Genomic DNA, 20,010 nt, shown 5'->3' on the forward strand with positions numbered 1-20,010 from the left:
GAGTTTCCGCCGATGATGTTTGTCTCCTTCAACGTCAACAGTATCCGTACCAGGCTGCACCAGCTTGAGGCCGTTATCAAAGATCTCAATCCGGAGTTCATTGGCCTGCAGGAAACCAAGGTGAACGACGAATATTTTCCGGAAGAGGCCATCCGGGAAATGGGCTACCACGTTCACTTCCACGGCCAGAAAACCCATTACGGTGTTGCCCTGCTCTCCCGCCAGAAGCCGGACAGCGTTCAGAAAGGCTATCCGTGGGACGGGGAAGAGTCCCAGCGCCGGCTGATCACTGGCCACTTCACGGTGGGCGACCACAAGCTGACCGTGATTAACGGCTATTTTCCCCAGGGCGAAAACCGGGATCACCCCGTGAAGTTCCCTGCCAAGGAAAAGTTCTACGCGGACCTGATGCGCTACCTGGATGAACTCAAGGCGACTGGCAACGAGATCGTATTGATGGGCGACATGAACATTTCCCCCACCGACCTGGATATCGGCATCGGTGCGGACAACGCCAGGCGCTGGTTACGCACCGGCAAGTGCAGCTTCCTTCCGGAAGAAAGGGAATGGCTGGAGCACGTCCAGAGCCGCGGGTTTACCGACGTGTTCCGCCATTTGTACCCGGAGGAGTCGGACACTTTCAGCTGGTTCGATTATCGCAGCAGAGGGTTCGAGCGGGACCCTCGTCGGGGCCTGAGGATTGACCTGATCATGGCCAGTGACAACCTTCTGCCCAAGGCAAGGGAGGCTGGAGTCAGCTACGATATCCGTGCCATGGAGCGGCCGTCGGACCACTGTCCGGTATGGGCCAGCTTCGATATCTGAAACCCATTCGGGCCGCGTCATGAAAAAAATCAAAACTCGCGACCGCATTCTGGAAGCCAGCCTGATGCTGTTCAACAGCATTGGTGAACCCAATGTCACTACTTTGCTGATCTCTGACGAGCTGGACATCTCCCCCGGTAATCTCTATTACCATTTCAGGAGCAAGGGCAGCATCGTCGGGGAATTATTCGCCAGTTATGAGCTCGAGATGCACGACCTGCTGGCGGTGCCGGCAGATGCGGACATCAGCCTGGACCAGCAGAGCTTCTTTCTTCATCTGCTGTTTGAAACAGTCGCCCGTTACCGCTTCCTGTACCAGGATCTGGTCAATGTGCTGTCACGGTACGAACAGCTGCAGACGCGCTTCCGTCGCATTCTCAAGAAGAAAACCAGCGGATTCAGGACGATCTGTGAGAGTTTTCGCCGCCAGGGCATTATGGACATCAAGGAGGGAGAGCTGGATGCCCTTTGCGACCAACTGACCCTGACAGCCTGTTACTGGACCAGCTTCGACAGCCTGTCGCATCTGGAAGACCGGGAAGCCATGGATCCCGGACGCGGGGTTTACCAGATGATGTATCTGATGCTGCCCTATCTGGCACCGAAGGAGAAAGAGCAGATCTATCTGATGAGCCGGGATTATCTCTGACCTTCAGTGAAACCCCCGGCGGATCATTCCTCCTCGGAGCGGCCTTCGGTTTCTTCCCGTAACCGCTCCAGTTCGGTTTCAAGCGCCTGGATCCGACGTTCCATGGCTTCAATTTCCTCACGCCGGTGAATGCCCAGTCTGCGCAATGCCCCGGACACCCGCTCGTCAAACAGGTGCTCAAGCCTGTCCCAGGTGCCTGTTGCCCTGTCCCGCACTCCACCCACGCGATCCTCGACCGAGCGGACGTGCTTCTCCACAACGCCACGGGTCTTGCCCTCCAGTTGCTCGCCTTCCTGCACCAGGCGCTCGAAGAAGCGACCGGCATCCTCTTCCGCCTTGGTAAATGCTCCCAGCCCGGCAAGCCAGATCTGCCTTGCAGATCCTTTGATCCTGCCCGCCATCTGTTCGTCATTTTCCGGCCTGTTCTCGTTTTCGTCAGACATGCAAACCTCGGTGCCATGGACTTTCATTTGCCCCGATTGTATTACAGCAGCCCCCGAATTTCAGTCTGCAACCACAAATCTTCGCCCGAGGGTATTTATACAGCGGCCCTGAGAGCCCCGTCATGAGCGGCTTTAGTATAAGCACGCATTCAATATGACAAAATGTGATCAAACGAATCGTTCGCTGACTTGCAGCGTTCAAAATATGGTCAATACTTCACTGTACCGGTGTCCCTGCTGATGCCGGTTTGTCTGGAAGTCTTTCATGGATACTACTCGCACGCCTCTGCCCGGCCATCAGCGCCGGGCTTTTTTATGGTGCGCCGGTTTCTGTCTCCGGGCCGGGGACACCAGCGGCTTACTATGGCATTATGCGTTGGTTTTTCATGACTGGCTAAAGGATCTTCTATGGATATCAGGCGTATCGACGAGACGATTTCCGTGGCCCCCCAGTTGTCGGTAAACGACATCGCCGAGGCAGCAGAACTGGGCTTTAAAACGCTGGTCGCCAACAGGCCAGACCGCGAAGAAGCAGGCCAGCCCCCCATGGCGGACATTGAAGCAGCGGCTCGTGAACACGGCATGGAATGGGTTTATCTACCCGTGGAGTCCGGCAATATTCTGGATAACGACGTGGATCGGTTTGATGCAATGATCCGCACGGCCGAAAAGCCCGTATTGGCTTTCTGTCGCTCGGGAACACGCTGCACCGTTCTCTGGGCACTGAGCTCGGCCCGTTACGAGCCTGTACAGGACATCGTGACCAAGGCCCGCAGCGCCGGCTACGACCTTAACGGCCTTGCGCCGAGAATGGTCCAACAGGCTGGCAAGCAGTCCTGAGCCGCCTTTCCACCTGATACAAACCGCAAGCAGGATCCAGCACCATGCAGTACAAGGGTACCGCCAACTTTCGCCATGACCATCCGGAAAAAATCGGAGTACTGGTTACCAACCTGGGAACCCCCGATGCGCCAACCTCAGCCGCTCTGCGCCGTTATCTGGGAGAGTTTCTCTGGGACCCGCGAGTGGTGGAAGTGCCCCGCCCGATCTGGTGGCTGATCCTGCACGGAATCATTCTGCGGATACGGCCAAGCCGTTCTGCCAAAGCCTATGCCAGTGTCTGGCAACCCGGGGGCTCTCCCCTGCTGACCCACACCGCCAGCCAGGCGGAAGGCATTCGCAGGGAACTGCAGGCAAAATACGGCAACAATATCGTGGTTGGTTTTGCCATGCGTTATGGCAACCCGAGTGTTTCAAAGGTCCTGGATGAAATGCAGGCCCAGGGCGTCCGCCGGTTACTGGTACTGCCGCTTTACCCCCAGTACTCGGCTTCCACCTCCGCATCCACTTTTGATGCGATAGCCCACGATTTTACCCGGCGGCGCTGGATACCCGATCTCCGCTTTGTCTCCCATTACCCCGACTATCCGCCTTATATCGAGGCCATGGCCAATCACATCCGGGCGCACTGGAACGAGCACGGGCGCAGTGAGAAGCTGATACTCTCCTACCACGGCGTGCCGCTGAAATACCTGGAAAAGGGCGACCCCTATCACTGCGAGTGCCACAAGACCTCGCGGCTGCTGGCGGAACGGCTTGGCCTGTCGAAAGAGGACTATATGACCACCTTCCAGTCCCGTTTCGGCCGGGAGGAATGGTTGCAGCCCTACACCGATGAGACCCTGAAATCCCTGCCCGGAAAAGGTGTGAAGTCCATTGATGTATTCTGCCCCGGTTTCTCCTCCGATTGCCTGGAAACCGTGGAGGAAATCGACGAAGAAAACCGGGAATACTTTATGGAAGCGGGCGGCGAAAGATTCAGCTATATTCCGGCGCTCAACGCAACCCCGGGCCATATCAGTGCCCTGGCGCAGCTCATTGAAGACAATATTCAGGGCTGGACAGTGCCAACCAACCAGCCGGAGGAGCTGGCCACCAGGCTCGGGCTCGCAGAAGACCAGAAGCAGGCCCAGTATCCGGGCCGGGGTCTATAAGCCGAAACCGGGTTTTACGTCAGGGAGTCCTGTTCTTTGCAGGGCTCTCGTCGCCTTCGTGATTCTCATGATTCCCGGAAAGATCCGGTACTGCCTGGCAGAACGTACACTCCTCTGTATCCACAGCAGCTCCCCCCGCCTCTACATATCGAACCTTGTGGCTTGCACCACCGCGATTGGCAGACACTGAGAACTTGCGGTCGTGGCGAACGTCCTGGGTCTCTTGACTGGTCTTCGGTTTTTGCATGATCGGGCTCCCGGAAATCTGTACCTGGTCTCTATATGGGGGCGAATCATACAGGATCCAACTCCTGTTCAGAGCGGGACTGGAGACATCGATCAAAAGTATCGGGAAATCAAGGGAAAAGAAGAGAAAGTGGCGGTGGGCCAGGGATTCGAACCCCGGGAAGGCTACTAACCTTCGGCGGTTTTCAAGACCGCTGCATTAAGCCACTCTGCCAGCCCACCGTTTTCTCCACAGCTGTCATTGCGACAGCGGTGAGCATGATACCGGAATCTCCTGTGCTGTCAACGTCCTGCAAAAATCCGGGACAGGATCGAGCGTCCCGGGGAATCCTAAATTGAAGTTAATGGTATTCAGGGGAATCTTTACCCACCATTAGAGTCGGAAACGATTGAAAGTTGGGAATTCGCCATTATGATGGTGTAAGAATCCGGATGCAGGGCAAGACGTGCTTCTGCGCCACAGGTGCTGTTTAAAATAGCTGTTATATAGCGGGGAAAATTCAGAATGGAAAACAGACAGTATAACGTTCAGAAAAGTCAGGGCATCACGATAAAACGTGGCTCTGGCACGGCTGCAATCAGTCCTGAAGCGTCAAAAGTTCTGCGCAACACCTATAGCCTGCTCGCTATGACCCTGTTGTTCAGTGCCGTAATGGCTGGAATATCCATGTCTATCGGGCTGGGACGGGGCGTGAGCCTGATCTGCATGTTGGGCGCCCTGGCGCTGGTATGGCTGGTTCTGCCAAGAACCGCCAACAGTTCTGCCGGAATTGGTGTTGTGTTTGCGTTCACAGGTCTTCTCGGTCTCTCGCTTGGCCCTACCCTGACCTATTACCTGTCCATGTCTAATGGCGGGCAGATTGTGATGCAGGCCCTGGGCGGAACCGCAGTCGTATTCTTTGCCCTGTCAGGCTATGTGCTGACCACCAAAAAAGACTTCAGCTTCATGCGTGGGATGCTGGTAGCCGGTCTGGTTGTCGTGCTTGTAGCGCTCGTTGGTTCGGTAATAGCCGGTATGTTCGGCGTTGACATCAGCACCTTCAGCCTTGCTCTGAGCGCGGCCATCGTGTTCCTGATGTCCGGCTTCATCCTGTATGACACAAGCCGGATTGTGAACGGCGGTGAAACCAACTACATCATGGCAACAACAGGCCTTTACCTGAATATCTACAACCTGTTCTTGAGCCTGCTTCACCTCATTGGCGCGTTTTCCAACGAATGAGCAGCAGCCTGCCAGAGCAGACACAAACCCCGGCACCTGCCGGGGTTTTTACGTTGGTGATTACCGGTGCACCCTACTCATCCCAGGCGCCACAGACAGCCCTGGGCTTTGCCCGCGCTGCGCTGGCTGCCAATAAGCGTATTGACCGGATATTCCTCTACGGTGACGGCGTTCATCTGGCGTCCGCCCTCAGCGTGCCCCCGTCTGATGAACTGAATCTCTCTGAGGCCTGGGCAGCTTTTCTTGCCGAGAACAGCATTGCCGGGGTTGCCTGTATTGCTTCCGCTCTCCGGCGCGGCCTTGTCAACGATTCGGAAATGCAACGCTACGGGCTGCCGGGTTCCAATCTGCGAGCGCCCTTTGAGATAGCGGGCCTGGGCGAATGGGTCGACAGTGCAGCCTCTGGATCCCGTGTCATCTACTTTCACAAGGGAGGCTGACAATGCGCGCACTGATCATTATCGACCAGCCACCCTATGGCTCCTGGGAAGGCCGGGAGGCACTGGACATGGCCCTCTCCCTGGCTGCGTTTGATCAACCTGTGGCGCTGCTTTTCTGTGGTGCCGGGGTAAACTGGTTGCGTAAAGGACAGGACGCCGGAAAGGTCCAGCAGAAGTCCATTGAGCGAAACCTGGCTGCGGCGCCCATCTTCGGTGTGGAAGCTCTGCTCGCGGACGCTGGCGCCTGTGATCAGTATGGTCTGGCCGAAGCTGACCTGCTCGACGATGTCTGCATCACTGACTTCGGCACCGAGCTGACCGGCGGTTTTGATCACGTAGCGTTTGCGGGCTAGGAGTTTAACCAATGACCCCACTTAAAACTTTACACATCCTCAATAAGCCGCCCGATCACAGTCGCTACAGGCTCTGCCTCTGTGCAATCGGGCCGGAAGACGGCTTGCTGTTGACGGAAAACGGCGTCCTGGCCGTAACCTGGCTGGCAGACATAAACAGTGAGCGATGTTTTGCCCTGGCGCCGGATCTTGAAGCGCGGGGACTATCGCCGCAAATCAGCAGTGAGCAGATCGTGTCATTCGAGGACATGGTCGATATGGCCGCAACTGCAGAACACGTCATCAGTTGGTGAACCATGACCGATATCCCGATGCCCGAACGGAACAATGAAGGTTTTCTGCAGATCGCAGAGCAATGGCACCCGAAGGTTGCCGAAGTTATTGCGGCTGAGGACGGCATTGAGCTTACCGATAATCACTGGGAAATCATTGGCTTCCTTCGTGAATTTTACAAACAGTATGAACTTTCACCCCCCTCCAACCGCCTGTTCGTCAAGGCGGTAAAAGAAGCTTTTGGCGAAGAAAAGGGCAACAGCATCTATCTGATGCAGCTGTTTCCCGGCACTCCTGCCAAAACCGCCTGTCGCATCGCCGGCCTGCCGCGGCCGACAAACTGCCTGTAGGTAGTTGCTGAGGTCTGGTGCTTTTCCGTGTCACGCAAAGACATTGCCTAACACCAGGAACTGAAGCCCGCCGGCCACGGCGCCGAGAACCCCGCCCACCAGCATCAGCTGGAACTCTTCTTCACGGAACGCCGGCCGGAGTATGTCCTGGAACTCTGCCGGGCCCAGGGATTTCATCTGGTCAGCCAGTACTGCGGCCACGACCGGCGCCCTTTCCCGGTTGAACGCCGGGTCCCCGAACACATCACGGGTTGCCTGCACAGCTTTATGATTCATGGCTTTCTTCAATTCAGTGTAACCGGTCATGCCCACCGCCACCTGGGCAGAAAGCTTCATTACCATGGAATTGTCCAGAAGGGGCCGCAAGTGCTTCTGGATGATCGCCCGGGTGCGGTCGCCGTGTCTGCCGTTAATCATGGCGTCGGCCACCTTTTCGACCGTGATCAGCTCCTCGGCCACCAGTCTGGCCCAGACATCGCTGATTTCCGGCTGGCGCTTCAGAAACAGCCCCTGGACCTTCCAGAACAGAAAGCGCCGGGGGCGCAGAGGACGGAATATCAGGTTGATGGCAATCCAGTTGGTGAGAAATCCCACCGCAAACCCTCCCAGCGGCAACAACCAGGGCTCGGGATACCGTACCCAGAGGGGAGCCAGAACTGCCCCGAGAATCCCTCCGATCACCGCGCCCCGGCGGATAACGGACCGGAGCTCTACGGCGCCTGCCTGCTGGAATACCCGGTTCATCAGGTCCGGATGGGATTCGAGTTCACGGCTCAGCAGCGCTTTCAGGTCCACCAGCTCATTCAGGTCGTCACCGAAATCCTCGACCAGCGGCTCGATCCGGCCCGGCAGCTGCTCGCGCCCCCATTGATAGATGCGGTTACGGGCGAACAGTGGCAGGTTGTCCCATAGCACCGGCTGGATGTCGTACATCACCTCGTCGATGTACTCATCCATCCGCGGACCAACCCGGGATATGACCTGCTCCACAATTCTCCGGGGTTCCAGCTTCCGGTAGACCTCGTTCAGGTCGCCAAACTGCCGGAGAGTCCGGTCGATGCAGATATGCGCCATTTTCTCCGCCTTGCGGGGAATGACGCCCTGCCAGCCAAACACTCCGGCACCCACAAACTGCACCGGATAGAACGACATCCGGATGGCCAGCCAATTGGTCAGCCAGCCAACCACGGCGGCCACCAGTGGCACAGAAAGAAGTGCTACATCAACCAAGACAAACCCCAGTAAATATCAGCGCCGACAAAAAAGAAGCCGGCAATTGCCGGCTTCTGAATATACTTCAAGTCAGACTTTAACCCTACTGATAGTAGGCATTTTCCTTCACCGTATGATCGGTCACATCGCGCACGGCGGAGATTTCCGGGACCCGCTCTTTCAGTGTCGACTCAACCCCCTGTTTAAGGGTCAGGCTCACCGCACTGCAGCCCTGGCAACCACCGCCGAACCGGAGCACCGCTACAGATTCGTCAACAATCTCAACCAGCGACACCTCGCCACCGTGGGAAGCCAGGTTCGGATTGATCTCTGAGGCCAGTACATACTGGACCCTCTCCGGTAGCGGAGCATCGTCATCCACCATCGGCACCTTGGCGTTGGGTGCCTTGATGGTCAGTTGTCCCCCCATCTGATCCTTGGAGTAGTCCACATAGGCTTCTTCAAGGAACGGAACCGAATTGTGATCCAGAAACAGGGTGAATTTACCAAGATCAACCTGCTCGTCCGTCGGCACAATCTCGTTGGGCGGACAGTAAGCCAGACAGGTTTCGGCATTCTTTGTCCCGGGCTGGGTCACGAAGATACGGACGCCCATGCCCTCAACATCCTGTTTTTCGATAAGCTGTGCAAGGTAATCCCGTGCGGGATCTGTCACCGTAACCAATGCCATAATTGCAACCCGTTAGTAAGTTTGACTGTATTTTAAGTGAGTTCGCTTAAATATGAAAGACCCAGTAAAATAGTCAGGCTTTACACGGCTCATTGACACACATCATCAACCGTGGGACGACTTCCGCCAATTTTGCTATGATCCCGCGCCACTGTGATAAATACGACCAATACGACACCCGGAAGTAATTTTTATGACCGATCGCAATACTCGCCTGGAACAGCTCCGTAACGCCCTGAAAGAACGCATCGTCATTCTTGATGGCGGTATGGGCACCATGATCCAGAACCTGAAACTGGACGAGGAAGCGTTCCGTGGAAAGCGATTTGCTGATTATGACCGGGAAGTCCAGGGCAATAACGACCTGCTGAACCTGACCCAGCCCGCCCTGCTCCGCAATATTCATGCGGATTATCTGGACGCCGGCGCAGATATTATAGAAACCAACACGTTCAACTCAACACAGCTGTCCCAGGCAGACTACGGTCTGGAGTCCATTGCCAAAGAACTGAACGTGGCGGCGGCAGAACTGGCACGCCGGGTCGCCGATGAATTTACCGCCCGCAACCCCGACAAACCGCGTTTTGTGGCAGGCGCTGTAGGGCCCACCTCGCGAACGGCCTCCATCTCCCCGGATGTGAACAACCCGGGTTATCGCAATGTCGATTTCCAGACTCTGGTGGACAATTACTACGAAGCGGTTGAAGGCCTGGTTGAAGGCGGCTGTGACCTGATTCTGATCGAAACCATCTTCGATACGCTCAACGCCAAGGCTGCCATTTATGCCACCCAGCAATATTTCATCGACAGTGGCATTGAACTGCCGATCATGATTTCCGGCACCATCACGGATGCTTCTGGCCGAACCCTGTCCGGCCAGACCACCGAAGCCTTCTGGAATTCGGTGGCCCATGCCAATCCCATTTCCGTGGGCCTGAACTGCGCCCTGGGTGCCGACGCTCTTCGCCCCTACGTGGAGGAACTCTCCAACAAGGCAGACACTTACGTCAGCGCCCATCCCAACGCCGGCCTGCCCAACGAATTCGGTGAATACGACCAGACACCGGAAGAGATGGCCGACATCATCGAGGGCTTTGCCCGGGATGGCTTCCTGAACATCATCGGTGGGTGCTGCGGCTCCCGTCCGGACCACATTGAGGCCGTCGCCAACGCGGTTGCCAAATACCCGCCGCGCAGAATCCCCGAGGTAAAGAAAGCGCTGCGCCTTTCCGGCCTTGAGCCTTTTACCGGCGATGAAAACACTCTGTTCATTAACGTGGGTGAACGCACCAATGTCACCGGTTCCAAGCGTTTCCTGAGACTGATCAAGGAAGAACAATACGAAGAAGCGCTCAGCGTTGCCCGTGATCAGGTGGAGAACGGCGCCCAGATTATCGACATCAACATGGATGAGGGCATGCTGGATTCCAGGGAAGTCATGGTGACTTTCCTGAAGCTGATCGCCTCCGAGCCGGACATTTCCCGGGTTCCGCTGATGATCGACTCTTCCAAGTGGGATGTTATCGAAGCGGGCCTGCGCTGTATCCAGGGCAAGCCGGTGGTGAACTCCATCAGCCTCAAGGAAGGCGAAGAGGAGTTCCTCAAGCGCGCCAGGGACTGCATGCGATATGGCGCTGCCGTGGTGGTGATGGCATTCGACGAGGACGGCCAGGCCGACACCTATGAACGCAAGACAGAGATCTGCAAGCGCTCCTACGATCTGCTTATCAGCATCGGATTCAATGCCGCAGACATCATTTTTGATCCCAACGTTTTCGCCATCGCCACCGGCATTGAAGAGCACAACAACTACGCGGTGGATTACATCAACGCCAGTCGCTGGATTCGCGATCATCTGCCGCACGCTTCCATTTCCGGCGGCGTAAGCAATGTATCCTTCTCGTTCCGCGGTAACGACGCAGTGCGGGAGGCGATCCACTCGGTGTTCCTGTATCACGCCATCAAGGCCGGCATGAACATGGGCATCGTCAATCCCGGTCAGCTGGTGATCTACGACGAGATCGATCCGGAACTGAAAGAGCTGGTCGAGGATGTGGTTCTCAACCGCCGCGATGACGCAACCGACCGGCTGCTGGAGATTGCAGAGCGCTATCGCAGCAAGGGTGGAAAAACCCAGGAGGAAGACCTGGCCTGGCGTGAATGGCCGGTTGAGAAGCGGGTTGAGCACGCTCTGGTCAAGGGCATTACCAGCTACATCATCGACGACACCGAAGCCTGCCGTCAGCGCGCCGAGCACCCTATTGAGGTTATCGAAGGCCCGTTAATGGACGGTATGAACGTGGTCGGCGATCTGTTCGGCGATGGCAAGATGTTCCTGCCCCAGGTGGTCAAGAGTGCGCGCGTGATGAAGCAGGCCGTTGCCCACCTGATCCCGTATATCGAGGCCGAGAAAACCGAGGAGCAGAAAGCCAAAGGCAAGATCCTGATGGCGACCGTCAAGGGGGATGTACACGATATCGGCAAGAACATCGTGGGCGTGGTGTTGCAGTGCAATAACTACGAGGTCATCGACATGGGCGTGATGGTGCCCTGCGACAAGATCCTGGCGACCGCGAAGAAAGAGAACGTGGATATCATCGGCCTCAGTGGCCTGATCACCCCGTCGCTGGACGAAATGGTGCATGTGGCGAAAGAAATGCAGCGGCTGGATTTCCATGTCCCGCTGATGATTGGCGGCGCCACCACCTCCAAGGCCCACACGGCAGTCAAGATTGAGCAGCATTACAGGAATGATATCGCCCTGTACGTGTCGGACGCCTCCCGCTGTGTCAACGTAGCGTCACAGCTGCTCAGCAGCACGGCAAAACCTGCCCTGGTGGACGCCGCGCGAACCGAATACCACAACATCCGTGAACGCCGCAAGAACCGCGGTGAGCGCACCAAGCTGGTGTCACTGCAGGAAGCCCGCAAGCGGGCGCCCCAGCTCGATTTCGACAGCTATGAACCGCCCCGGCCGAGCTTTATCGGCGTCCGTTCGTTTGAAACCTACGATCTGGAGAAACTGCTCGACTACGTTGACTGGACACCCTTCTTCATTTCCTGGGACATGTCCGGCAAGTATCCGGCAATTTTTGATGATCCCAAACGGGGCGAAACTGCGAAGACCCTCTTCGAAGACGCCCAGAAAATTCTGCGGCGAATGATCGACGAGAAGCGCGTGTCTGCAAAAGCTGTTATCGGATTCTGGCCGGCCAACCGGCGGGGAGACGATATTGTCCTCTACACCGACGAAAGCCGTCAGACGGAGCTCACCACCCTGCACCACCTGCGCCAGCAGGATGACAAGGCGCCGGGCAAGCCGATGATGGCGTTGTCTGACTTTGTTGCCCCCGAGGGTGACGGTCCCTGCGATTACATCGGTGGCTTTGCAGTCACGACCGGTATCGGGGCGGAAGAATTCTCCCTGGAGTTCAAGCATAACAACGACGACTACAATGCCATCATGGTGAAGGCGCTTGCCGACCGGCTGGCCGAAGCCTTCGCGGAACATCTGCACGAGCGTGTCAGGAAGGAGTTCTGGGGATACGCCAGCGATGAGACCCTGAAGAATGAGGACCTGATTCGCGAGCGTTATCAAGGCATTCGCCCGGCACCCGGCTATCCGGCCTGCCCGGATCATACCGAGAAGGCCGCCCTGTTTGAGCTGCTGAATGCTCCGGAGAACGCCGGCCTGGAACTGACCGAAAGTTTCGCCATGTTTCCCACCGCTGCGGTATCCGGGTGGTACTTTTCACATCCGGAATCAAAGTACTTCGCGGTGGGCAAGATTGGCGCGGACCAGGTTGAAGACTATGCTGAGCGCAAAGGAATGTCGAAGGCAGAGGCAGAACGCTGGCTGGCTCCCAGCCTCGCTTACGACCCGGCGGAATAACAACCGCCGGGACATTCACATCTGATTAGCCGGAAGACAGCATGGCAGAGAAGCAGGACAACGAAAAAACACCCGACGAATCGGACAAGCCCTCCAGGCCCACCAAAAAAGGACCGGGCATTCTGAAAGTAATGCAGAGCATTCTGGCGGGCGCACTGGGAGTGCAATCCGACAAGCGCCGGGAGGAAGATTTCTCGGGCCACAGCCCCTGGCCCTATATTATCGCCGGCATCCTGTTTACCGTGGGCTTTGTCGTCACCCTTATTGTCGTGGTCAAAGTGGTGCTTTCCGGCCAGTAGCTGCTATTGGCCGGACACCCAGATCACGGCGAACGCAACCACAAGGACTACCAGTAATACAGCTGCCACGGCATCGGCCTGGCTATCTGATCGCACTATCTTCTTCATAGTCTTTCCTCGCTATTTTGTTATCCATTTTTTGAGCACGCCTTTTTAAATCTAGGCTGTAAATTGACATCCGTCCAGCAATATCTCGACTTCTATATCACTCAAATCGATAAACATATTTGGAAATAATCATTTTAAGAATAATGGCACGGTGATATTCTCCTCCGCAAGAACAGGCTTCACAGCCGTATTTCCAGCGTTTCAGCAGGACGTTCCACTATGTATGTTTATGACGAACACGATCGGCAGATGGCCGCCGAGCGCGTTGCACAATTCCGTGACCAGACCGAGAGGGCTCTGGCCGGCGAGCTGCGTGAAGATGAGTTTCTTCCCCTGCGGCTTCAGAACGGGTTGTATGTACAGCGCCTTGCGCCGATGCTGCGTATCGCCGTTCCCTACGGAATGCTCCACTCCGCCCAGCTTCGCCGGTTGGCTCGCATAACGCGGGACTATGACAAAGGTTATGCCCACTTTACAACACGCCAGAACGTTCAGCTCAACTGGCCTGCCATCGAAGATGTGCCAGACATACTGGCAGAACTGGCGGAAGTGGAAATGCACGCCAACCAGACCAGTGGCAACTGCATTCGCAACACCACAACCGATCAGTTTTCCGGCGTGCAGGCAGACGAAATAACCGATCCCCGGCCCTACTGCGAGATCATCCGGCAGTGGTCAACCTTCCATCCGGAGTTCGCGTTTCTGCCCCGCAAATTCAAAGTGGCAGTCAATGCCTCCGAACACAGTGACCGCGCCGCCATCCAGGTTCACGATATCGGCCTGCAGATGGTTCGTAATGATAAGGGCGAGCTGGGTTTCCGGGTTCACGTAGGTGGAGGTCTCGGCCGTACTCCGATGGTGGGGCCGGTGATCCGTGAATTCCTGCCAGAGCTTGATCTGCTCACTTACCTGGAAGCCGTATTGCGTGTCTACAACCGCTATGGCCGCCGTGACAACAAATTCAAGGCCCGCATCAAGATTCTGGTGAAGGCACTGACCCCGGACGGATTCGCGGCGAAAGTGGAAGAGGAATGGTCCCATATCAAGGACTCTCCTACCCGGCTGACGGAAGAAGCCGTCAGCCAGTTCAAGGGGTACTTTACAGAGCCGGACTACCAGCAGGTTCCGGACGTGGCAGATACCCTGGCAAGCCAGCGCTTTGAGAAGCGCGAGTTTGACCAGTGGATCACCCACAACGTCGATACCCACAAGAAACCGGGCTATGCCATTGTCTCGCTGACAATGAAGAAAACCGGCACGCCGCCGGGTGATGTCAGTGATCGTCAGCTGGAACAGATCGCGGATCTCGCGGACCGGTACAGTTTTGGAGAAGTGCGCGTTACCCACCAGCAGAATGTGGTTCTGGCGGATGTCAGAAAGGACGAATTGTTCGAGCTTTGGCAGGCTATCACCCCGATGGGTTTCGGTACCGCAAACCTGAACACACTGACGGATGTTATTTGCTGCCCCGGCGGGGACTACTGCGCCCTCGCCAACGCCAAGTCCATACCCGTTGCCGAGTCCATCCAGCGTCAGTTCGACGACATGGATTACCTTTACGACATCGGCAACATTGACCTGAATATCTCGGGCTGCATGAACGCCTGCGGCCATCACCATGTGGGCAACATAGGCGTGCTGGGTGTCGACAAGAAGGGCCAGGAGTTCTACCAGATCAGTCTGGGCGGCTCATCCCATCACGATGCTGCCATCGGCAAGATTCTGGGGCCATCTTTTGCCCGTGATGACATGCCGGCGGTGATTCAGAAAATTATCAATGTGTACGTCGATAACCGGACAGAGGAAGAGCCTTTCCTGGACACTTATCGCCGTATCGGCATCGAGCCATTCAAGGAGCGGGTTTATGCCTGATCTGATTACCAGCGGCGGAGCTATCCGTCACGACAACTGGGTTGTTGTTCCCAGGCCGGCTGACGGAGAGTCCCTGGATGTCCCGGACCAGCCTGCCCTGATTCCTGCAGATCTCTGGTTGGCGGGCAAAGAGCACTTCGATGACCGCGATGACATCGGAGTGTGGCTGGATAGCCATGAGGAGCCGGAGATGCTCGCCGGGGTGGTGAATGAACTGCCGGTTATTGCCGTGAACTTTCCCAAGTTCAGTGATGGTCGCGGTTACAGTATTGCGCGGATTCTGCGTGAGCGGCTGCACTATCGCCACGAGCTTCGTGCGGTCGGGGATGTTCTGCTGGACCAGCTTCAGTTCATGAAGCGCTGCGGCTTTGACACGTTTGTGTTGAGGGCGGACAAGGACATCAACAAGGCAGCGCGCTGCCTGAACTTCTTCACTCAGGGTTATCAGGCAGCTACAGACACAGACGTGCCCCTGTTCCGCCGCCGGGCTTCCTGATCCCTACCCCCCAGAGTCAACCGTAGGTCGGATTAGGCGAAGCCGTAATCCGACAGGTTTTCGCGGCAAAACCATAATGTCGGATTTCGCTTCGCTCTATCCGACCTACGGTTGAATCATTCTTGTGTAGTCGGACAACCCCCGGCCCGACCACAAATTGCCCTTCGTTATCTGGAATGATCCAGAACAATCTTCCCGGATGACTCGCCTTTCAGGAAAGCGTTCAGGGCATCATCCAGTTCACCACGTCCAATATCACGGGCGGACGCTTCCGTTTTCTTGCAGGCCCACTCACCGGCAAACTTGTCCCACACTGCCTGCTTCTCGGCCAGCGGGATTTCCACGGAATCCACGCCCAGCAGGTTGTTTCCCCGCAGGATAAACGGCAGCACAGTGGTTTCCAGTTGTGAGCCGGCTACCAGTCCGCAGCAGGAAACAGAGCCGCCGGGGTGAATCTGCTTCAGCAGTTCCGCCAACGGGCCCCCGCCTACGGTATCCACGGCGTTGGCAAAGGCCGGTTTCAGCATTGGCTTCTTTTCCGCTGCCAACGCATCGCGCCCGAGGATTTCAGCAGCGCCCAGATTCCTGAGTGCGTCAGCCTGATCCTGTTTGCCGCTTATGGCCACCACTTCAAAGCCGAGGTTGGCCAGCAGCTCGACGGCTACGCTGCCCACTGCGCCGCTGGCGCCACTTACCGCGACTTTGCCCTGCTCCGGCTCAGCACCCATGGTCAGCAGCTTTTTCACGCACAGGCCAGCTGTAAGGCCGGCGGTGCCGTAGATCATGGCGGTGCGTGCGTCCCAGCCGCGGGGCATGGCCACACACCAGTCTGCCGGCACACGAATGTATTCGCCAAAGCCACCGTCGGTGTTCATGCCGAGGTCATAGCCGGTGACCAGCACTTTGTCGCCTGCAGAAAACGGACCGGCGGACGCTTCCACGACTTCCCCGGCGGCATCGATACCAGGGGTGTGGGGAAATTTACGGGTGACGCCTTTGTTGCCGGAGGCGGAGAGGGCGTCCTTGTAGTTGAGGGAAGAATGGCTGACCCGGATCAGCACATCATTTTCGGGAAGGTCCGATACGTGTAGTGTCTGCTCCGAACCGGTGTATTCGCCGTCCTGTTCCTGCACACGCCATGCCTTGAACTCGGTGTCATTTGTCATGATTCTTTCCCCGTCATTGGCTCTACTGGATTTTCTGGTTGCGGAACGCGCTCAGTACCCGCCATACGGTGTGTTCAAGTGCCGCACTGGTGGCCAGGCCGAGCTTTTCCGGTAGTGTGCGCTTGCGTTGATAACTTACAGAGATTACGTCGGCACGGTCACAGGCTTCAATGAGAAATTCGTCGGAGGTTTTGATGTCATCGATCAGGTTGACCTCAAGAGCTCGCCGGCCGAACCAGATATCCCCGTTGGCGACCGCTGTCATGTCCAGGCCGGGTCGACGCTCACCGACGTATTCCTTGAACAGTACATGGGTATCTTCCAGATCCTCCAGGAACTTGGCCCTGCCCTTTTCGGTATTTTCACCAAAAATGGTCATGGTCCGCTTGTGCTCGCCGGCAGTGAGAACCTCAAAGTCCACATCGTTCTTCTTCAGAAAACGATGGAAGTTGGGCAACTGGGCGACCACGCCAATGGAACCCAGAATTGCAAACGGCGACGCCACAATGCGATCCGCCACACAGGCCATCATGTAACCGCCGCTGGCCGCCACCTTGTCAACACAGGCGGTCAGTTTGATACCCCTCGCCCGAATACGGTCCAGCTGCGCCGCGGCCAGGCCGTAGGAATGTACCAGGCCGCCGCCACTTTCCAGGCGGATAACCACTTCATCGGTTTCCGGTTCCGCTACACTGAGCACGGCTGTAATGGACCGGCGCAAAGAGTCGGTGTCGCTGGCCTTGATATCGCCGTCAAAATCCAGCACATAGACTCTGGGTTTTACCTCTTCCCCGGTGTCACCGGATTTGCGCTTTGCCTTGGCAGCTTTCTCTTTTGCCTTCTCCGCTTTCTTGCGGGCCTTTTCAAAGATTTTGCGCTCCGACTCGCTACGCAGTCTGGCCTGAAGCGAATCCTTCAGCTTGCGGTATTTTTCATTGAGCTTGCGAACACGCAGCTCTCCTTCGTCACCATGATCATCCTTTTCCTTGTGCGCGGCGGACAGGATCACCGAAATGATCACGATGACCGCCACCACGAGGGTGGCCGTTTTCGCAATAAACAAACCGAACTCTGTCAGAAATTCCAAGTTGCTTCTCCAGGATTATTCTTGAGCGCTCGATTGTAACCGAGGCGCCCTGAGGTACAACCCATCCCCATAATAAAGAAAATTAAAACAAGCGTTCGATCGAGCTTGACACCGTTATTGTCTCACCCTAAAGTCGAAAGCTACGTCGGCTTGCCCGCCGTCAATACGCCAAGACAAACACCAATAAGGGTAAAATAATGTCTGTAGCTCAGGTATTTGAAAAGCTCGAACAGAATTTCAACGCAGACGCCGCTGAAGGGCTGGACCTGGTATTCCAGTTCGATATCGAAGACGACAAGACCTATCACGTGATTATCAAGGATGGCACCTGCAAAGCGGTCGAAGGCGCCCATGATGACCCCTCTGTCACCCTGATCATGGACTCCGAAACCCTTAAGGGCATCGTGTCAGGCGAAACCGACGGCATGCAGGCATTCATGGCCGGTCAGCTACGGGCCGAAGGCGATATGATGCTGGCAACCAAACTGGGTGAACTGTTCAACATGGGTTGATCCGCTCTTCTGGATTCAGGCATAAAAAACCCTGCCAGTGCAGGGTTTTTGTGTGTCAGGTGCCAGGCAGTCTGTCTCAGAGGCCTACATCATCCAGGGACGATTCTGCCAGCCGCAACAGATCGGAGTTACGCTCCTCCCGTTTACCGATGCTCTCGATATAATACTCCAGGGACGTCAGGGCGTCCGCCAGAGCTTCCAGCACTTGGCGCGGCGGTGCCTCCCTGGCGTCCAGCAGACGTTCCTGGATAGAGCCGGCTACCCGCTCGAGTACAGACGCGGCGCCTGAATCATCAAGCATATGTAAGCCGCCCCAGATACTGTGCAGAGTGCCCGGCAGATTGGCCAGGTGGAGCTTGTCATAGTCGGATTCAATAAACGCTGTAATCGCCCGTTTTGCCAGGGTCAGCGCGCTTCTGGCCTCATCGGCCACCACGAACATGGCTTCCCTCAGATAGGGGGACTCTTCCCGGTTTCCCTGCCCGCCCGCCAGCGCGTCGGTTTCGGCGGTGATGCCGCGGGTAACAATCTGCATCACGGCATCTTCGATTCCGAGCACAGAGTCGGCCAGCTTGTAGAGCTCGTCGCCTGCCGGCAACCGCTCCTCTTCCTCCCAGGTCCGCAGTTTCGCTGCTTCTGCGCGGGCCATGGTTGCAAGCTGGTTCAGGTCCAGCATTACCAGGGTATTCGCCATGCGTTCGAGGGCCTCAGCAATGGCGGACAGTTCAGCCAGATCCGGCTCTATGCCGCGCTCTACAATATCCAGCCTGTCCTTGAGCTGATTCAGCTCGTCCTGCAATGCATTGGACAGGGATTCCAGTACATCGGAACCGGGGCCATATAACCGGCGGGCATGGGCTTCAAGCATGGAGTCCGGAAATTCCGCCGGCGCAAGACCGAATGCCGACAGAACAGAGGTAACCTCCGGATTTGCCGAGCCACTGCGGTACAACAGGTAAACCAGATCTCTGATCAGGGAATCGGGCGCCTCTTTAGCTGTAGCCACCTTTCCTATATACACAACGTCCCGGGAATACTTTTCTATTCGCATGAACATGCGCTTGCGGGCTTTTCCAAACCCCATGGCGCGGTCAAGCATGGTGTCAGCCACGATGCCCACCAGGCACCACATCTGCGCCATTGGCTGCCCCTGGCAAAGACGCGCGAAACCGCGCGCAGCGCGGCCGAACAGCTTTTTACTGACCACTTCGTTCTTTTCGCGAAGTATACCCAGCAGCGCGACCTGGAAGGTCAGGCGCATGCGCCTGGCCAGGATTTCGTAGTCGGCTTCGTTGCCCTCAAACGATGGCACGGAAAGCCCGGCGCAGAAATCCGGCTGCTCTTTCACTTCCACATCAAAGAAACAGGATTCCGGATAGGGCGTTTCCTTCCTGGCCTCACGCAGGTCATTAATGACCGGCAGCAGGAGCTCGGGGTGATCCGCCCGCTGCTGATGGTAATACTCTACATAGCGGCGGAGTATGAACAGAGCACTGTTGAGCGTAGTAAGGAGTATGTTCTTGTCGTCATTGGCGCCAACGGGGACGTCGTTCGCCAGGCTGACTGCTTCCTGACAGAGCAGTGTACCTGCACGCAACTCAACAAGAATGAAAATGCCACGGAGCTGGTTCAGAAAATCCACACAGTTCTGCAGATCCTCACCGCTCTCGCGATTTTCCTGGAAGCGTTCCAGACTGGATTCTGCCTGCCTTATGGTCTGTTCAATCTCACTCTTGACCAGATCAAATGACTGTGACTTCGTCGCCAGAGACGATTGAACCATAAACGCTTCCTGTAAATTATGCGGAAACTACCGCGCCCAGTTCTTGGAGTGTGACCCTGTCGGTTTTTTCGGGGCCCTTTTTATGAGCCGGATTTAC

The 20,010-nt window shown here is 56.5% G+C and carries 21 protein-coding genes and 1 tRNA gene; 14 read left to right on the forward strand and 8 right to left on the reverse strand.

From position 1 onward, the window contains the following. Window positions 1-12 precede the first annotated feature (12 nt). On the forward strand, window positions 13-825 hold the full coding sequence (gene xthA / locus DIT72_RS08745; RefSeq protein WP_135954864.1) for an exodeoxyribonuclease III: 813 nt from the start codon (window positions 13-15) through the stop codon (window positions 823-825). 19 nt (window positions 826-844) lie between these two features. Further along, window positions 845-1,474 (forward strand): TetR/AcrR family transcriptional regulator, encoded by a 630-nt coding sequence (locus tag DIT72_RS08750; RefSeq protein WP_135954865.1) that lies wholly within the window; start codon window positions 845-847, stop codon window positions 1,472-1,474. 23 nt (window positions 1,475-1,497) lie between these two features. Here DIT72_RS08750 and DIT72_RS08755 read toward each other — a convergent pair whose 3' ends face one another. Continuing rightward, the gene (locus tag DIT72_RS08755; protein ID WP_135954866.1) at window positions 1,498-1,917 is read right to left on the reverse strand and encodes a phasin family protein; all 420 of its coding nucleotides are present in this window, start codon (window positions 1,915-1,917) and stop codon (window positions 1,498-1,500) included. Between the two features lie 408 nt (window positions 1,918-2,325). Here DIT72_RS08755 and DIT72_RS08760 point away from each other — a divergent pair, with 408 nt between their 5' ends. Continuing rightward, entirely contained in the window at window positions 2,326-2,757 is a 432-nt protein-coding gene (locus tag DIT72_RS08760) for a TIGR01244 family sulfur transferase (RefSeq protein ID WP_135954867.1), read from the forward strand. A 44-nt stretch (window positions 2,758-2,801) separates the two neighbouring features. Next, window positions 2,802-3,911, forward strand: a complete 1,110-nt coding sequence (gene hemH / locus DIT72_RS08765) for a ferrochelatase (RefSeq protein ID WP_135954868.1) — start codon at window positions 2,802-2,804, stop codon at window positions 3,909-3,911. A gap of 19 nt (window positions 3,912-3,930) precedes the next feature. Here hemH and DIT72_RS08770 read toward each other — a convergent pair whose 3' ends face one another. Together DIT72_RS08770 and DIT72_RS08775 are read right to left on the reverse strand one after the other, a co-directional pair. Beyond that, a complete protein-coding gene (locus DIT72_RS08770; RefSeq protein WP_135954869.1) occupies window positions 3,931-4,158 on the reverse strand; it encodes a hypothetical protein in 228 nt (75 codons plus the stop codon). Between the two features lie 130 nt (window positions 4,159-4,288). Continuing rightward, window positions 4,289-4,379 (reverse strand) — tRNA-Ser (locus DIT72_RS08775). A gap of 283 nt (window positions 4,380-4,662) precedes the next feature. On the opposite strand from DIT72_RS08775, the gene DIT72_RS08780 reads away from it, so the two are divergent. Genes DIT72_RS08780 through DIT72_RS08800 form a run of 5 tightly spaced genes read left to right on the forward strand, consistent with a single transcriptional unit; the run spans window position 4,663 to window position 6,795 of the window. Further along, window positions 4,663-5,379: a Bax inhibitor-1/YccA family protein gene (locus tag DIT72_RS08780; protein ID WP_135954870.1), complete on the forward strand. Its 717-nt coding sequence runs from the start codon at window positions 4,663-4,665 to the stop codon at window positions 5,377-5,379. Continuing rightward, the gene (gene tusD, locus DIT72_RS08785) at window positions 5,376-5,819 is read left to right on the forward strand and encodes a sulfurtransferase complex subunit TusD (RefSeq protein ID WP_135954871.1); all 444 of its coding nucleotides are present in this window, start codon (window positions 5,376-5,378) and stop codon (window positions 5,817-5,819) included. Before DIT72_RS08780 ends, tusD begins: the two co-directional genes overlap by 4 nt. Window positions 5,820-5,821: 2 nt before the next feature. Next, complete coding sequence (locus DIT72_RS08790) at window positions 5,822-6,172, forward strand: DsrE family protein (protein ID WP_135954872.1); 351 nt, start codon at window positions 5,822-5,824, stop codon at window positions 6,170-6,172. 11 nt (window positions 6,173-6,183) lie between these two features. Continuing rightward, complete coding sequence (tusB, locus tag DIT72_RS08795) at window positions 6,184-6,465, forward strand: sulfurtransferase complex subunit TusB (protein WP_135954873.1); 282 nt, start codon at window positions 6,184-6,186, stop codon at window positions 6,463-6,465. Window positions 6,466-6,468: 3 nt separating this feature from the next. After that, entirely contained in the window at window positions 6,469-6,795 is a 327-nt protein-coding gene (locus tag DIT72_RS08800; RefSeq protein ID WP_135954874.1) for a TusE/DsrC/DsvC family sulfur relay protein, read from the forward strand. 30 nt (window positions 6,796-6,825) lie between these two features. On the opposite strand, the gene DIT72_RS08805 is transcribed toward DIT72_RS08800, so the two are convergent. Both DIT72_RS08805 and nfuA read right to left on the reverse strand, forming a co-directional pair. Continuing rightward, window positions 6,826-8,025, reverse strand: coding sequence for a DUF445 domain-containing protein (locus DIT72_RS08805; RefSeq protein WP_206081086.1), 1,200 nt, complete (start codon window positions 8,023-8,025; stop codon window positions 6,826-6,828). Between the two features lie 85 nt (window positions 8,026-8,110). After that, a complete protein-coding gene (nfuA, locus tag DIT72_RS08810; RefSeq protein WP_135954875.1) occupies window positions 8,111-8,698 on the reverse strand; it encodes a Fe-S biogenesis protein NfuA in 588 nt (195 codons plus the stop codon). Window positions 8,699-8,891: 193 nt separating this feature from the next. On the opposite strand from nfuA, the gene metH reads away from it, so the two are divergent. The 4 genes from metH (at window position 8,892) to DIT72_RS08830 (ending at window position 15,365) form a co-directional block, all read left to right on the forward strand. Further along, window positions 8,892-12,590, forward strand: coding sequence for a methionine synthase (gene metH, locus DIT72_RS08815; protein ID WP_135954876.1), 3,699 nt, complete (start codon window positions 8,892-8,894; stop codon window positions 12,588-12,590). 41 nt (window positions 12,591-12,631) lie between these two features. Next, window positions 12,632-12,889 (forward strand): DUF2970 domain-containing protein, encoded by a 258-nt coding sequence (locus tag DIT72_RS08820; protein ID WP_135954877.1) that lies wholly within the window; start codon window positions 12,632-12,634, stop codon window positions 12,887-12,889. Window positions 12,890-13,216: 327 nt separating this feature from the next. After that, complete coding sequence (locus DIT72_RS08825) at window positions 13,217-14,869, forward strand: nitrite/sulfite reductase (RefSeq protein WP_135954878.1); 1,653 nt, start codon at window positions 13,217-13,219, stop codon at window positions 14,867-14,869. Beyond that, entirely contained in the window at window positions 14,862-15,365 is a 504-nt protein-coding gene (locus DIT72_RS08830; protein WP_135954879.1) for a DUF934 domain-containing protein, read from the forward strand. The genes DIT72_RS08825 and DIT72_RS08830 overlap by 8 nt, the downstream gene beginning before the upstream one ends. Before the next feature lie 167 nt (window positions 15,366-15,532). On the opposite strand, the gene DIT72_RS08835 is transcribed toward DIT72_RS08830, so the two are convergent. Further along, window positions 15,533-16,531, reverse strand: a complete 999-nt coding sequence (locus DIT72_RS08835; protein WP_135954880.1) for a YhdH/YhfP family quinone oxidoreductase — start codon at window positions 16,529-16,531, stop codon at window positions 15,533-15,535. A gap of 22 nt (window positions 16,532-16,553) precedes the next feature. Beyond that, window positions 16,554-17,618, reverse strand: a complete 1,065-nt coding sequence (sohB, locus tag DIT72_RS08840; RefSeq protein WP_135954881.1) for a protease SohB — start codon at window positions 17,616-17,618, stop codon at window positions 16,554-16,556. Window positions 17,619-17,815: 197 nt separating this feature from the next. Between sohB and DIT72_RS08845 the strand changes: the two genes are divergently transcribed. Further along, on the forward strand, window positions 17,816-18,130 hold the full coding sequence (locus DIT72_RS08845) for an SCP2 sterol-binding domain-containing protein (RefSeq protein WP_135954882.1): 315 nt from the start codon (window positions 17,816-17,818) through the stop codon (window positions 18,128-18,130). 76 nt (window positions 18,131-18,206) lie between these two features. Here the strand turns inward: DIT72_RS08845 and DIT72_RS08850 are convergent, their stop codons facing one another. Beyond that, on the reverse strand, window positions 18,207-19,913 hold the full coding sequence (locus DIT72_RS08850) for a chemotaxis protein (RefSeq protein ID WP_135954883.1): 1,707 nt from the start codon (window positions 19,911-19,913) through the stop codon (window positions 18,207-18,209). Window positions 19,914-20,010 lie beyond the last annotated feature (97 nt).

Source organism: Marinobacter orientalis, from assembly GCF_004792665.1.
Lineage (GTDB): Bacteria > Pseudomonadota > Gammaproteobacteria > Pseudomonadales > Oleiphilaceae > Marinobacter > Marinobacter orientalis.

Bases quoted from the DNA above. Each gene is read 5' to 3' on its own strand.
- xthA (WP_135954864.1), top strand. From the start codon at position 13: ATGATGTTTGTCTCCTTCAACGTCAACAGTATCCGTACCAGGCTGCAC.
- DIT72_RS08750 (WP_135954865.1), top strand. From the start codon at position 845: ATGAAAAAAATCAAAACTCGCGACCGCATTCTGGAAGCCAGCCTGATG.
- DIT72_RS08755 (WP_135954866.1), bottom strand. From the start codon at position 1,917: ATGTCTGACGAAAACGAGAACAGGCCGGAAAATGACGAACAGATGGCG.
- DIT72_RS08760 (WP_135954867.1), top strand. From the start codon at position 2,326: ATGGATATCAGGCGTATCGACGAGACGATTTCCGTGGCCCCCCAGTTG.
- hemH (WP_135954868.1), top strand. From the start codon at position 2,802: ATGCAGTACAAGGGTACCGCCAACTTTCGCCATGACCATCCGGAAAAA.
- DIT72_RS08770 (WP_135954869.1), bottom strand. From the start codon at position 4,158: ATGCAAAAACCGAAGACCAGTCAAGAGACCCAGGACGTTCGCCACGAC.
- DIT72_RS08780 (WP_135954870.1), top strand. From the start codon at position 4,663: ATGGAAAACAGACAGTATAACGTTCAGAAAAGTCAGGGCATCACGATA.
- tusD (WP_135954871.1), top strand. From the start codon at position 5,376: ATGAGCAGCAGCCTGCCAGAGCAGACACAAACCCCGGCACCTGCCGGG.
- DIT72_RS08790 (WP_135954872.1), top strand. From the start codon at position 5,822: ATGCGCGCACTGATCATTATCGACCAGCCACCCTATGGCTCCTGGGAA.
- tusB (WP_135954873.1), top strand. From the start codon at position 6,184: ATGACCCCACTTAAAACTTTACACATCCTCAATAAGCCGCCCGATCAC.
- DIT72_RS08800 (WP_135954874.1), top strand. From the start codon at position 6,469: ATGACCGATATCCCGATGCCCGAACGGAACAATGAAGGTTTTCTGCAG.
- nfuA (WP_135954875.1), bottom strand. From the start codon at position 8,698: ATGGCATTGGTTACGGTGACAGATCCCGCACGGGATTACCTTGCACAG.
- metH (WP_135954876.1), top strand. From the start codon at position 8,892: ATGACCGATCGCAATACTCGCCTGGAACAGCTCCGTAACGCCCTGAAA.
- DIT72_RS08820 (WP_135954877.1), top strand. From the start codon at position 12,632: ATGGCAGAGAAGCAGGACAACGAAAAAACACCCGACGAATCGGACAAG.
- DIT72_RS08825 (WP_135954878.1), top strand. From the start codon at position 13,217: ATGTATGTTTATGACGAACACGATCGGCAGATGGCCGCCGAGCGCGTT.
- DIT72_RS08830 (WP_135954879.1), top strand. From the start codon at position 14,862: ATGCCTGATCTGATTACCAGCGGCGGAGCTATCCGTCACGACAACTGG.
- DIT72_RS08835 (WP_135954880.1), bottom strand. From the start codon at position 16,531: ATGACAAATGACACCGAGTTCAAGGCATGGCGTGTGCAGGAACAGGAC.
- DIT72_RS08845 (WP_135954882.1), top strand. From the start codon at position 17,816: ATGTCTGTAGCTCAGGTATTTGAAAAGCTCGAACAGAATTTCAACGCA.
- DIT72_RS08850 (WP_135954883.1), bottom strand. From the start codon at position 19,913: ATGGTTCAATCGTCTCTGGCGACGAAGTCACAGTCATTTGATCTGGTC.